We start from the raw sequence: 13337 nt of genomic DNA on the forward strand, positions 1-13337 counted from the left end.
GCCCGCTCACCCGCCCGCTCGGCCGCCCGCTCGGGCTCGCGGGCCGGCTCACGAGCGGGCTCGCGGGCGGGTTCCGCGCGTTCGCGGGCCGGTTCCGCGAACTCTCGGGCGGAATCGGGATGTTCACGGCTTTCGCCACGTTCGCGCCCCGCGTGCAAGGCGCGCCGCTCCCCCGACGAACCGGACGGAGACATGCCGAACTCCCGGACGTCCACCGGATCGGTGGGCGCGTCCGGGTCGACCGGGTCGCCGCGCTGCTCGTCCGACTCGGGCGAGCGCGCCTGCAGGTCCTTGGCGTACCGGCGCTCCATGCCCGCCCGGCCGGAGAGAAGCCGGATGGCGGTGCTGAAGCGTTCCGTCGGACGAGCTTCGTTCAACTCGTCCTGCCTACGGAGCCACATCGGCACCAAGTAGGCGGCCCAGGCCCCGACGATGACTGCGTAGATGAGGCCGCTGCTGCTCACGGACACACCGTAGAGGGGTTTGCGCGGGGCCATCCGCCAATTGAGCCGGTGTGTCGCACGATCTGGCTGATAATCCGAGCTTTTTTGCGATGGATGTGATCAATGCACCGACCTTCGAGGGAATTCATTGACCTCCGAAGGTGCCTCATCGATCAATTTCGAACATTTATTTCATTTTGAGGGAGTGCCCGGATCGACCGCATTGGGGGCGCTCGGACCTGCGGCATTGCCGCGTCGCTCGCGACGGCGACGTCTCAGGAGTCCTTCCGGGACCTCTTCGGCGGTGAGCGCGAAGACGAGATGGTCGCGCCAGGCCCCGTCGATGTGAAGATACCGTGGACGGAGCCCCTCCTCGCGGAATCCGAGTTTCTCCACGACCCTGCGGCTCGGCCCGTTCTCCGGCCGAATACAGACCTCGATGCGGTGCAGCCCCACGGTGCGGAAGCAGTGGTCGACCGCGAGCGCGACGGCCGTCGGCATCACGCCCCGGCCCGCCACCGACTGGTCCACCCAGTACCCGACGTGGCCCGAGCACATCGATCCCCAGGTGATCCCGGCGACGGTCAACTGCCCGACGAGGCGGCCCTGGTACTCGACGACGAAGGGCAGCATCCGCCCCGCGTTCGCCTCCGAGCGCAGGTGGCGCACCATTTGACGGTATGTCGGGCGCTGGGTGATCGGACCGCTCGGCGTGGGCGGCGGGACGGTCGCCTCCCAGGGGCGCAGCCAGTCGCGGTTGCGCCGGTTCACTTCGCGCCAGGCACGCTGGTCGCGCAGCCTTATGGGGCGAAGGACGACATCGCCCTCCACCAGCACGACAGGCCACGACGGGCTGTTCAGCGCGCACCCCCGGGTGCCTGGACATCGGGTCTGGACCCGCTTCCGTCGGGTCCGGAATCGCTTCGCGGATGGTCGCCGCCGTGGATCTGGTCGACGGCGTGGGTCAGCAGCGGTCCGAGGACGGCGAGCCCGTCCTTCACACCCCCGCTGGAACCCGGCAGGTTCACGATCAGTGTGCGCCCGGCGACCCCCGCGAGGCCACGCGAGAGCGCCGCTGTGGGCACTTTCTCCCGGCCGTAGGCGCGGATCGCCTCCGGGATGCCCGGTACCTCGCGGTCGAGGACGCGGGCCGTCGCCTCGGGGGTGCGGTCGGTGGGCGAGATGCCGGTGCCGCCGGTGGTGATCACGACGTCGTACGCCGCCTCGACCGCGGCCCGCAGGGCGGCCTCCACGGGGTCGCCGTCCGGCACCACCTGGGGGCCCTCGACGGCGAAGCCCAGCTTTCTGAGGCCCTCGGCGATCAGGGGGCCGCCCTTGTCCTCGTAGATCCCCGCGGCGGCCCGGTTGGAGGCCGTGACGACGAGGGCGCGGTAGCTGTCGGTCATGCGCCGGCCTCCCGGGTCCAGAGGCCGGACTTGCCCCCGGTCTTCTCCTCGACCCGTACGTCCGAGATGACGGCCCCCTTGTCGACCGCCTTGACCATGTCGACGACCGTGAGCGCGGCGACCGAGACCGCCGTGAGCGCCTCCATCTCGACGCCCGTGCGGTCCGTGGTCTTCACGGTGGCGAGGATCTCCACGGCGTCGTCCGCCACGGACAGGTCGAGCTTCACTCCGGACACGGCCAGCGGGTGACAGAGCGGGATCAGGTCGGGGGTGCGCTTGGCACCCATGATTCCCGCGATGCGTGCCGTGGCGAGCGCGTCCCCCTTGGGCACGCCCTCGCCGCGCAGCAGCTCCACCACGCGCGGCGAGACGAGGACGCGGCCGCTGGCGCGGGCGGTGCGGGCGGTGACGTCCTTCTGCGATACGTCGACCATGCGGGCGGCGCCCGCCTCGTCGATGTGCGTGAGCCGGTCGGTCTGGTCCTGCTGATGCTGCGAAGTGCTCATGGTGCTGCGCGCTCCCGATCCGAGCCGTGCGCGGTGCGGCGCGCCGGACGATTTGTGCGCGACACGCTATCGCGAGCCTCCGACAGTCGGCGCTCTCAGCCCGGCTCAGCCCGGCTCTCAGCCCAGCAGGACCACGTCCACCTCGGCGCCCGGCTCCACCGACGTCATGTCCTCGGGGACCACGATCAGCGAGTCCGCCTGCGCGAGCGCCGCGATGAGGTGCGAGCCCGCGCCGCCGACGGGGGCGACCTCGCCCGCCTCGGCGTCGTACACGCCGCGCAGGAACTGGCGGCGGCCCGAAGGCGAGGTCAGCGCCTTGTCGGCGGTCAGGGTCGCGCGGGCCTTCGGTCGGTGCACCGCGCCCTCGGGCAGGCCCATCAGGGCGCGGATCGCGGGGCGTACGAACAGTTCGAAGGAGACGTACGACGACACGGGGTTGCCCGGCAGCGCGAGCAGCGGGGTGTGGTCGGGGCCGATGGAGCCGAAGCCCTGCGGCTTGCCGGGCTGCATGGCGAGCTTGCGGAACTCGACGCCGCTGCCGGCCCCGATGCCCTCTTCGTCATCCGGGTCGCCGATGCCGCTCAGGGCCTCCTTGACCACGTCGTACGCGCCGACGCTGACGCCGCCCGTCGTCACGATGAGGTCGGCGCGGATCAGCTGGTCCTCGATGGTGGAGCGCAGCGTCTCCGCGTCGTCGGCGACCGCGCCGACCCGGTAGGCGATGGCTCCGGCGTCGCGGGCGGCCGCGGTGAGGGCGAAGCTGTTGGAGTCGTAGATCTGGCCCGGCGCCAACGGCTCGCCGGGCTGGACGAGTTCGGTGCCGGTGGAGACGACGACCACGCGCGGGCGCGGGCACACGCGTACGGTGCCGCGGCCGATGGCGGCGAGCAGCGCGATCTGCGGCGGGCCGAGGACGGTGCCGACGGTGAGCGCCCTGTCGCCCGCCTGCACGTCGCTGCCCTGCGCGCGTACGTGTGCGCGTGCCTCGGCGGGGCGGTGCACGCGGACCTCTCCTGAGGCGCCCTCAGGGTCGGCGCTGTGGGCGGTCATCGTGGTGACGGGGCCCGCGCCGAGACCTCCGTCGGTCCACTCCACGGGGACCACGGCCTCGGCGCCGGGCGGCAGCGGGGCGCCCGTCATGATGCGGGCGGCCTCGCCGGGGCCGACGGTGGGCTGTTCGGCCTGGCCCGCGGCGACGTCGCCGATCACCGTGAGCACGGCGGGGAACTCCTCGCTGGCGCCCGCGATGTCCGCGACGCGCACCGCGTATCCGTCCATCGAGCTGTTGTCGAACGGCGGCAGCGACAGCGGGACCGTCACCTCCTCGACGAGCACACAGCCCTGCGCGTCGAGGAGTTGGAGCTCGATGGGGTCGAGCGCGTCGACGGCGGCGAGGATGTCCTCCAGATGCTCGTCCACCGACCAGATCTGGGCCCGGTCCGTCGTGGCACTGAAACTGTTCACTGCTGCTCCCCTGCTCCTCGTGCCGGTGTGCTGATTCCCCGGTGGCCTCAGGTGTTACTACCACGGACCATGGGTGACGCCCCGGAGGCGGTGTGCCGTACCGGGGCGCAGATCCGCCGGGGAGCGGGGTGTCAGATCTCCTCGGTGACGTAGCCGCGCAGCCAGGTGCGGAACTCCGGGCCCAGGTCCTCACGTTCGCACGCGAGGCGGACGATGGCCTTGAGGTAGTCGCCGCGGTCGCCGGTGTCGTAGCGGCGGCCCTTGAAGACGACGCCGTGCACGGGGCCGCCGATCTTCTCGTCGGCGGCGAGCTGCTGGAGCGCGTCGGTGAGCTGGATCTCGCCGCCGCGGCCGGGCTCGGTCTTGCGCAGTATGTCGAAGACGGCGGGGTCGAGTACGTAGCGGCCGATGATCGCGTAGTTGGAGGGGGCGTCGGCCGGATCCGGCTTCTCCACCAGGTCGGTGACCTGCACGACGGCGCCGTCCTCCGTGGCCTGGACCGCGGCACATCCGTAGAGGTGGATCTGGGAGGGCTCCACCTCCATGAGCGCGATGACGCTGCCGCCGTGCTCCTCCCGGACCTCCACCATCTTCTGGAGCAGCGGGTCGCGGGGGTCGATCAGGTCGTCGCCGAGCAGCACCGCGAACGGCTCGTCGCCCACGTGGGGGGCGGCACACAGGACCGCGTGGCCGAGGCCTCTGGGGTCGCCCTGGCGCACGTAGTGGATGGTGGCGAGGTCGTTGGACTCCTGGACCTTGGCCAGGCGGTCCGCGTCGCCCTTCTTCTGAAGGGCCGCCTCCAGCTCGTGGTTGCGGTCGAAGTGGTCCTCCAGCGGGCGCTTGTTGCGACCTGTGATCATCAGTACGTCGCCGAGCCCCGCCGACGCGGCCTCTTCGACCACGTACTGGATCGCCGGCTTGTCGACGACCGGGAGCATCTCCTTGGGAGTCGCCTTCGTGGCGGGCAGGAACCGGGTGCCGAGGCCCGCGGCGGGGATGACAGCCTTGGTGATCCTGGTGTGCGCGTCAGTCATGCGGGTCACCATATCCGGCTGCTATGGGCGGAATCTGTGGGTCCGCTTTGTAGGCACATATATGCGTCGAATAGGAGAGGTTTGTGACCCGGCTGTGAGTCCGCACACCGATGAGCCCGCAGATGACCCGCGCGGCGCCCACCCTGACAAGCGTTCATTGCGCAGGGAGTTCCTCCGGGTGAGGAACGCGTTGACGGAGGATGACATACGGGAGACGGAGCGGGACGTGGCCCGGCGGGCTCTCGAACTCGACGAGTTGGCCAAGGCCCGCACGGTGGCGGCGTACGTCTCCGTGGGCGGCGAGCCGGGGACGGGCGCCCTCCTCGACGCCCTTCGCGCGCGCGGGACGCGCGTTCTGCTGCCGGCCCTGCTGCCCGACAACGACCTGGACTGGGGCGCGTACGACGGGGCGGCTTCGCTCACCACGGTGCGCCACCCGGGAAAGATGGCCCTGTTGGAGCCCGGCGGCGAGCGGCTCGGCCCTGCCGCCGTCCTAGAGGCGGACGTGGTGCTGCTGCCGGGGCTCGCCGTGGACGCGCGCGGGATGCGGCTCGGTCGCGGCGGCGGCTCGTACGACCGGGTGCTCGCGCGTCTGGAGGCGGCCGGTGTGCGGCCCGCGCTGGTCGTGCTGCTCCACGACAGCGAGGTCGTCGCGCACCTCCCCCAGGAGGCGCACGACAAGGCCGTGGACGCGGTCGTGACGCCCTCTGGCGTGCGGCGGTTCTGACCCCCGCACGGACCCCGCACCGCACGTACGAAAGGGGCCTCCACGCGCGCGTGGAGGCCCCTTTGGTGGTGATCCGGCTACGGCTTCAGGACCAGCGAGTCCTCGGCGCTGTCACCGACGGCCTTCTCGGAGAAGTGCCACGGCAGCAGATCACCCTTGATCCACTTCTCGGTCTGGTCCGTGTAGTGGTCGCTGAAGGTGTGCCCCGAGGCGCCCGTGAGGTTGATCCACTTGGACTTGTCGAGGTCCGCCATGTTGACCACCATCCGCATGGACGGCACCCAGTCGACTCCGTAGCCGCCCGCGGCGTTCCAGCCGGTCGCGTTCACGGCCGCTTCTCCGCCGCCCAGCTTCCAGGGGCCGCGGTTGAGCACGTACTGCAGCCAGCCGGGGCCCTCGGTGCCGAGGGTCTGGTTCTTCAGCTCCAGCTTGTGCAGCCGGCCCCAGCTCCAGGTGTCGATGTCCTTGCCGAGCTTGGCCGTGAGGTCCCAGCGGGCGTCCTCCATGGCACGCCTGAACAGTTGGTCACGGTTCTCGGTGGGGTCGTCCGTGCGGCTGCCCGGCGTCTTCCACCAGTCGTTCTTCGGATCCTTGATGATCTTGCGAACGACCTCGAACCAGCGGTCCCCGCCGTCCGGCTGCGCCGAGTGCGTGTCCCGCTCCCCGCACTCGCGGACCTTGCGGTCCTCGTCGGCGGGGCCCGTCTTGTCGACCGGCTCGACGCTCAGACACTGGCCCTCGACGCGCAGCTCCTTGGGCAGCTTGTTGCCGAAGGCGAGCTTGAGGATGTTGCGCCACACGGAGTTGAAGTAGGCCGCGGCGGCCGAGTCCGGGTTCTGGGTGTAGTCCCAGTTCTCCAGGAGCTGCTGCGCGTCCCTGACGTCCTTGTCCTTGACGTCGATCTTCTGCAGGTAGGGCACGAGCAGCTTGGCGATCTCGCTGCTGTTGTCCATCTGCATGGTGCGCATGTCGTCCGTGGAGACCTTGCCACCGTCCTTGATCTTCGACTCGATCAGGTCGGTGATGCGCTGACTGCGGGTGCCGTAACCCCAGTCCTTGGTCAGCGTGTACGGATAGCTGTCGTCGACCACGGCCTGGTTGGCGGTCACGATGTAGCCGCGCTTCGGGTTGAACTCGTAGGGCAGCTCGTTCTGCTTGATGTAGCCGGTCCAGCGGTACTTGGAGTCCCAGCCGGGAGACGGCAGCGAGCCGTCGCCCTCGCCGCGGGTCGGGATACGGCCCGGCAGCTGGTAGCCGATGTTGCCCTCGGTGTCGGCGTAGGTGAGGTTCTGCGAGGGCACCTCGAAGTCGGCGGAGGCCTTGCGGAACTCGGACCAGTTCGACGCCTTGTCGAGCCCGAAGACGGCGTCCATGGAATTGCCCGGCTGCAGCGCGGTCCAGCGCAGCGCGATGCCGTAGCCGTCGCCGCGGTCGGGGGCCGCCGCGTCCACGCCCGCCTTCTTGCCGACCTTCACGAGTTCGGAGTTGCGATCGGACAGCAGCGGACCGTTGTCGGTCTCCCGCACCGTGATCGTCTTGGCGTCGCCGCCGGCGACCTTGATGGTCTCCTTGCGGGTCTTGAAGGGCACCGTCCTGTCGTCGACCAGGTAACCGTCTCCGCTGAACTTCTCCAGGTAGAGATCGCTGACGTCGACGCCCGAGTTGGTCAGGCCCCAGGAGATGTTCTGGTTGTGGCCGATGACCACGCCCGGCATGCCGGCGAAGGTGTAACCCGACGTGTCGTACTGGCACTTGCTGGAGACGCTCGTGCAGTGCAGGCCCATCTGGTACCAGACGGACGGCAGTTGCGGTGCCAGGTGCGGGTCGTTGGCGAGCAGCGGCTTGCCAGTGATGGTGTGGTCGCCCGAGACCACCCACGAGTTGGAGCCGATGCCGTTGCCGTTGGGTCCGAGGCCCGCGGAGTCGGGGATCTCGTCCAGGACCTTGGAGAGGCCGCCGAGCTGGCCCTGGAGGCCGCTGGGGGCCTGTGCGTCGCCCGTCAGGCCGGTGCCCGCCGCTCCGGCCGACTGCGTGCTCGTGCCGCCGCCGGAGGACGCGTCGAACGACTTCGTGGCGCTGTTGTACCCGCCCTCCTGCACGATCGGCTTGTGCCGCGTGTACGGGTAGTCGGGGTACAGGTCGGCGATCTGCTTCGGGCCGAGCCGGCTCGTCATCAGCGAGCGGTCGATCTCCTCCTGCATGTTGCCGCGCAGGTCCCAGGCCATCGCCTTGAGCCAGGCCACCGAGTCGACCGGGTCCCACTTCTGCGGCTTGTAGTCGTTCTCGAAGCCGAGCGCGACGTACTCCGCGGAGATGTCCTTGCCGCTCTTGCCGCCCAGATAGGAGTTGACCCCCTTGGAGTACGCCTGGAGGTACTTCTTGGTCGAGGGCGACAGCTTGGAGTCGTACTCCTTCTGCGCCACCCGGCGCCAGCCCATGGTGCGCAGGAACTCATCGGTCTTGACCTGGCCCTTGCCGAACATCTCGGAGAGCCGACCGGAGGTCGTATGGCGCCGCACGTCCATCTCGTAGAACCGGTCCTGCGCCTGCACGTAGCCCTGCGCCATGAACAGGTCGTGATCCGTGGACGCGTAGATCTGCGGGATCCCGTAGCTGTCCCGCTTGACCTGCACCGGCCCGTCGAGCCCGTCGAGTTGGATGGACCCCGTGGTCTGCGGCATGGACGCGCGGACGCTGTCGACGCTCCAGTAGGCACCGAACCCGAGGCCCGCAAGAACGGCCAACACGAGGACGATCACGATCAGTCGGGCTCGGCGCCCCTTCTTCTTACCGGGCGGGCTGCCGGCAGAGGCGTTCGTAGTGGAGGGCATCGCGGTCCTTGCTGTCCTTCGCTAACCGGGCGGGAGGGCGAGAGCAACCTTACGAGCAGTGCGGTGCGGCTCCGGACGCGGAGTCGGGAAGCAGGGTTCTACGAAGAGCGGCGTGACGAATCCGGCATCAAGAAAGCGTTAACGATTAGGTAAGGTAACGAAGTAACTTCCCTGTCGCAGTGTCCCTCCTGGAAGGAACAGCCCCTGACTGTCCACCAGCTCAACCAGCTCCTGCTCGTCGGCGCACTCGTGCTGCTCGTGGCGGTCGCCGCCGTGCGCATCTCCTCGCGCAGCGGACTGCCGAGCCTCCTGCTCTATCTCGGCATCGGCGTCGTCATGGGCCAGGACGGGATCGGCCACGTTTCCTTCAGCAACGCCGAACTGACGCAGGTCATCGGCTACGCGGCGCTCGTCGTGATCCTCGCCGAAGGCGGCCTGGGCACAAAGTGGAAACAGATCAAACCCGCACTCCCCGCGGCCGCCGCCCTGTCACTCGTGGGCGTCGCGGTGAGCGTGGGGGTGACGGCCGCCGGCGCGCACTACCTGGTGGGCCTCGAATGGCGACAGGCACTCATCATCGGCGCGGTGGTCTCCTCCACGGACGCGGCGGCGGTCTTCTCCGTTCTACGTAGGGTGCCGCTTCCGGCACGCGTGACCGGCGTCCTGGAGGCGGAGTCCGGCTTCAACGACGCCCCTGTCGTCATCCTTGTCGTCGCGTTCTCCGCCGCGGGCCCCATAGAGCACTGGTACGTCCTCATCGGCGAGATCGCCCTGGAGCTCGCGATCGGCGCCGCCATCGGGCTCGCGGTCGGCTGGCTCGGCTCCTTCGGCCTGCGGCACGTGGCCCTGCCCGCCTCCGGCCTCTACCCGATCGCCGTCCTGGCCATCGCCACCGCCGCGTACGCCGCGGGCGCCATGGCCCACGGCAGCGGATTCCTCGCCGTCTACCTGGCCGCGATGGTGATGGGCAACGCCAAGCTGCCGCACTGGCCGGCCACCCGCGGCTTCGCCGAAGGGCTCGGCTGGATCGCGCAGATCGGCATGTTCGTGCTGCTCGGTCTGCTCGTCACCCCGCACGAACTGGCCGACGACATCGTGCCCGCGCTCCTCATCGGCCTGGTCCTCACGATGGTCGCGCGCCCCCTGTCGGTCGTCGTGAGCCTGGTGCCCTTCCGCATACCGTGGGCGGAGAAGGCCCTCATGTCGTGGGCCGGACTGCGCGGCGCCGTGCCCATCATCCTGGCGACCATCCCGATGGTCACGGGCGTCGCCGACAGCCAGCGGATCTTCAACATCGTCTTCGTCCTGGTCGTCGTCTACACCCTCATCCAGGGACCCACACTGCCGTGGCTCGCCGGGAAACTGCGCCTGGCCGGCTCCTCCGACGCCGCCGACCTCGGCATCGAATCGGCGCCCCTGGAGCGGCTGCGCGGGCACCTGCTGTCCGTCTCCATCCCGGAGGGCTCGCGGATGCACGGTGTGGAGGTCGGCGAACTGCGGCTGCCCAAGGGCGCCGCCGTCACGCTCGTCGTCCGCGACGGCACCTCCTCCGTGCCCGCCCCGACCACCGTGCTCCGCCGGGGCGACGAGCTCCTGGTCGTCGCCACGGACCCGGTGCGGGACGCCGCGGAGGCGCGCCTGCGGGCCGTCGCCCTCGGCGGCAAGCTGGCCGGTTGGTTGGGTACCGCGGGCCCGGCGGCCCGTTAGCATGGATGCACAGACCATGTACGACCGACTCTGCCTGACGTAGAGCCGGCGCGACCGCAAAGCGGCCGCGGTCCCCTTGCAGCACTGTGCTTCACAGCGCCCGACCTGCTTGGCCCAGGGCCTCTCCTGGCGCGGACCGTAGGTATCACTCGGTTCCCGGCGCATGAGGACGGCTCTCGGCGCGCACCCCTCACCAGGAGGACCGCGCGCTACCAGGCGGCAGAAAGGCAAGGCCGTGCCAGAGAAGGACACGGTCACCGAACCCGGCACCCAGCGGGCCGAGCGCCCCGGTTACGGACAGCTCCTGCGTACCCGCGGGGCCTGGACGTTCCTGCTCCCCGGCTTCGCGGCGCGCCAGCCGTTCGCGATGCTCACGATCTCCATCGTGCTGCTCGTGCAGCACACCACCGGCTCCTACGGCACCGCGGGCGCGGTCTCCGCGACGACCGGTGTCGCCATGGCGCTCTTCGCGCCCTACACCGGCAAGCTGGCCGACCGCTACGGGCAGCGCGCAGTGCTGCTGCCCGGCGTGCTCGTGCACTCCGCGGCCGGGCTCACCCTCACCGTGCTCGCACTGTCCGGGGCGCCCACGTGGGCGCTGTTCCTGGCCGCCGTACCCACGGGCGCCTCGACACCGCAGGTCGGGCCCATGGTGCGCGCCCGCTGGGGCGTGCAGCTGCAGGGTTCGCCCCTGATGCAGACGGCCGCCGCCTTCGAGTCGGTCACCGACGAGTTCACGTTCGTGCTCGGCCCGCTGTTCGCGACGGCCCTGTGCACCGGCATCGACCCGGCCGCGGGCCTGATCACCGAGGCGGCGCTCACGCTCGTCGGCGGCCTCCTGTTCGCCGCCCAGAAGGGCACTCAGCCCCCTGTGGCCGGCCTGGAGGGGCACGCGCGCGTGCGGCACACCTCCGCGCTCCGCGTCCCCGGTGTGCGCGTCCTGATCGTCACGTTCCTCGGCATCGGCTCCGTCTTCGGCGGCATGCAGGTCTCGCTCGCCGCGTACACCGAGGCGATCGGCGAGCCCGGCCTCAACGGTGTGCTCTACGGGATCTTCGCCGCGGGCAACATGCTCTCGGGCCTGGTCTGCGGCGCCATCGCGTGGAAGATCGCCCCGCAGCGCCGGCTCCTGGTCGGCTACGCGGCCCTCGCCGTCATGGCCTCAGGGCTGTGGGCGGCGCAGTCCGTGGTGCTGCTCGCCGGGCTCGGCCTGCTGGTCGGCGTGTGCATCGCGCCGTCGCTGATCACGGGCTACACGCTGGTCGAGAAGATCGTTCCCGCGGGCTCCCGTACCGAGGCCTTCACCTGGCTGACCGGGGCGGTCGCGCTCGGGCAGGCGGCCGCGGTGTCGGTGTCGGGACAGCTGGAGGACCGGCTCTGGGACGGCGCCGGATTCCTCGTCCCGATGGGCGGCACACTGCTCGCCCTGGTGGTCATGTTCCTGCTGCGCTCGCGGCTCGCGCCGCCACCTGCGGGGCGGACCGTGGCACGTGGTGTGGGTCACCGCGAGCCCGTGGCGGTGGACTGATCCCGCGGAATAGGTCACTATGGATCGTCGTTAGCACTCAACGAGTGAGAGTGCCAGGAGGAAGACACAGTGCCGACTTACCAGTACCAGTGCACCGAGTGCGGCGAGGGCCTCGAGGCGGTGCAGAAGTTCACCGACGATGCCCTGACCGAGTGCCCCAGCTGCAACGGCCGCCTCAAGAAGGTGTTCTCGGCCGTCGGCATCGTCTTCAAGGGATCCGGCTTCTACCGCAACGACAGCCGCGGCTCGTCGTCGACCAGCAGCCCGGCGTCGTCCTCGAAGCCGTCGTCCGGATCCGAGTCGAAGCCCGCTGACTCGAAGCCGTCCTCGGAATCGAAGCCGTCGACGTCCTCTTCGTCTTCGTCGAGTTCTTCGAGCTCTTCGACGTCCTCCGCCGCGTAGCAGCGCCGCGAATTCTTACGAGACCCTGTCGTCATCCGACGACAGGGTCTTCGGCGTTCTCCGCATGACTACTGTGCTGCCCCATGGCGACCAACGTGAACGCAAGCGCCGCCGCCGGGATCGGCGTGATCGGCGGCTCCGGCTTCTACTCGTTCCTCGACGACGTGACAGAGATCAGCGTCGACACCCCCTACGGGCCGCCGAGCGACTCGCTCTTCCTCGGCGAGGTGGCGGGGCGCCGAGTCGCCTTCCTGCCCCGGCACGGCCGCGGCCACCATCTGCCGCCGCACCGCATCAACTACCGCGCCAACCTCTGGGCGTTGCGCTCCGTGGGTGTGCGCCAGGTCCTCGGCCCGTGCGCGGTGGGCGGCCTGCGGCCCGAGTACGGGCCGGGGACGCTGCTCGTGCCCGACCAGTTCGTGGACCGCACGAAGTCGCGGGCGCAGACCTACTTCGACGGGCAGCCACTGCCGGACGGGACCGTGCCGAACGTCGTGCACGTCTCGCCCGCCGACCCCTACTGCCCCGCGGGGCGCAGGGTCGCGGTGAAGGCGGCGCGCGGCAAGGGCTGGGAGCCGGTGGACGGCGGGACGCTCGTGGTGGTCGAGGGGCCGCGGTTCTCCACCCGTGCCGAGTCCCGGTGGCATGCCGCCATGGGCTGGTCGGTGGTCGGGATGACCGGGCACCCCGAGGCGATGCTCGCCCGTGAACTGGAGCTCTGCTACACGTCGTTGACCCTCGTCACGGATCTGGACGCGGGCGCGGACAGCGGCGAGGGCGTGTCGCACGACGAGGTGCTCCAGGTGTTCGCGGCCAACGTGGACCGGCTGCGGACGGTGCTGTTCGACGCGGTGGCGGGGTTGCCTGCGGACGGGGAGCGGGACTGCCCGTGCGCCGGGGCGCTGGGCGGGAGGGATCCGGGGTTCCGGCTGCCGTGACGGCGCATCGCGACGGGCGCATCGCGGCGAGCACACCGTGGTGGTCGCACCGTGGTGGTCGGGAGGGGTTGAATTCCCCCTTCGGGTGAGGGGGTTGTCCACAACCGCTCGGTAGTGCACGGGCTCCGGCGAGATGTGGCGCGCAGGCGGATCGTGGTCGGCGAGACGGGCGCGGTGCCCGTCCGGCCCGACGATCCGCAGGCGGTGGCGACCGTGTCCGCATCTGTTCCGTACCAGCTCAGCATTCCCCCGACGTCCGAGGTGCCGCCCTTCCCTCCCGTGCACGTACGCGGCGCGCGGTGGCGGCCGGGGCGCGCGGGCAGGCGCCGACACCGGCCCGCCGTGGCGGCG

General features: G+C 70.4%; 11 protein-coding genes and 2 pseudogenes. 6 read left to right on the forward strand and 7 right to left on the reverse strand.

Annotation, left to right across the window (positions count from 1 at the left end):
* The 6 genes and pseudogenes from OKJ99_RS04425 to galU all read right to left on the reverse strand — a co-directional run.
* Positions 1–464 (reverse strand): annotated as a pseudogene (locus OKJ99_RS04425) (hypothetical protein); the annotation flags it as partial.
* 171 nt (positions 465–635) lie between these two features.
* Complete coding sequence (locus tag OKJ99_RS04430) at positions 636–1280, reverse strand: GNAT family N-acetyltransferase (RefSeq protein WP_326014405.1); 645 nt, start codon at positions 1278–1280, stop codon at positions 636–638.
* 20 nt (positions 1281–1300) lie between these two features.
* A complete protein-coding gene (locus OKJ99_RS04435) occupies positions 1301–1849 on the reverse strand; it encodes a MogA/MoaB family molybdenum cofactor biosynthesis protein (protein WP_326014406.1) in 549 nt (182 codons plus the stop codon).
* Entirely contained in the window at positions 1846–2355 is a 510-nt protein-coding gene (gene moaC, locus OKJ99_RS04440) for a cyclic pyranopterin monophosphate synthase MoaC (protein WP_326014407.1), read from the reverse strand. Before moaC ends, OKJ99_RS04435 begins: the two co-directional genes overlap by 4 nt.
* A 117-nt stretch (positions 2356–2472) precedes the next feature.
* The gene (gene glp, locus OKJ99_RS04445; protein ID WP_326014408.1) at positions 2473–3819 is read right to left on the reverse strand and encodes a molybdotransferase-like divisome protein Glp; all 1347 of its coding nucleotides are present in this window, start codon (positions 3817–3819) and stop codon (positions 2473–2475) included.
* A gap of 131 nt (positions 3820–3950) precedes the next feature.
* Entirely contained in the window at positions 3951–4853 is a 903-nt protein-coding gene (galU, locus tag OKJ99_RS04450) for a UTP--glucose-1-phosphate uridylyltransferase GalU (RefSeq protein ID WP_326014409.1), read from the reverse strand.
* Positions 4854–4914: 61 nt separating this feature from the next.
* Here galU and OKJ99_RS04455 point away from each other — a divergent pair, with 61 nt between their 5' ends.
* Positions 4915–5580, forward strand: a complete 666-nt coding sequence (locus OKJ99_RS04455; RefSeq protein ID WP_407700642.1) for a 5-formyltetrahydrofolate cyclo-ligase — start codon at positions 4915–4917, stop codon at positions 5578–5580.
* Positions 5581–5657: 77 nt separating this feature from the next.
* Here OKJ99_RS04455 and OKJ99_RS04460 read toward each other — a convergent pair whose 3' ends face one another.
* Positions 5658–8411 (reverse strand): penicillin acylase family protein, encoded by a 2754-nt coding sequence (locus tag OKJ99_RS04460; RefSeq protein ID WP_326014411.1) that lies wholly within the window; start codon positions 8409–8411, stop codon positions 5658–5660.
* A 249-nt stretch (positions 8412–8660) separates the two neighbouring features.
* Here OKJ99_RS04460 and OKJ99_RS04465 point away from each other — a divergent pair, with 249 nt between their 5' ends.
* The 5 genes and pseudogenes from OKJ99_RS04465 to OKJ99_RS04485 form a co-directional block, all read left to right on the forward strand.
* Entirely contained in the window at positions 8661–10118 is a 1458-nt protein-coding gene (locus OKJ99_RS04465; RefSeq protein WP_326014412.1) for a potassium/proton antiporter, read from the forward strand.
* 235 nt (positions 10119–10353) lie between these two features.
* Complete coding sequence (locus OKJ99_RS04470) at positions 10354–11646, forward strand: MFS transporter (protein ID WP_326014413.1); 1293 nt, start codon at positions 10354–10356, stop codon at positions 11644–11646.
* A 69-nt stretch (positions 11647–11715) separates the two neighbouring features.
* Positions 11716–12048 carry an FmdB family zinc ribbon protein gene (locus OKJ99_RS04475; RefSeq protein WP_326014414.1) on the forward strand — a complete coding sequence of 111 codons (333 nt, stop codon included), beginning with the start codon at positions 11716–11718 and terminating at the stop codon, positions 12046–12048.
* Positions 12049–12131: 83 nt separating this feature from the next.
* A complete protein-coding gene (locus tag OKJ99_RS04480; protein WP_326014415.1) occupies positions 12132–12986 on the forward strand; it encodes an S-methyl-5'-thioadenosine phosphorylase in 855 nt (284 codons plus the stop codon).
* A gap of 153 nt (positions 12987–13139) precedes the next feature.
* Positions 13140–13337 (forward strand): annotated as a pseudogene (locus tag OKJ99_RS04485) (hypothetical protein); the annotation flags it as partial.

Source organism: Streptomyces endophyticus, assembly GCF_035798155.1.
GTDB classification, from domain to species: Bacteria; Actinomycetota; Actinomycetes; order Streptomycetales; family Streptomycetaceae; genus Streptomyces; species Streptomyces endophyticus.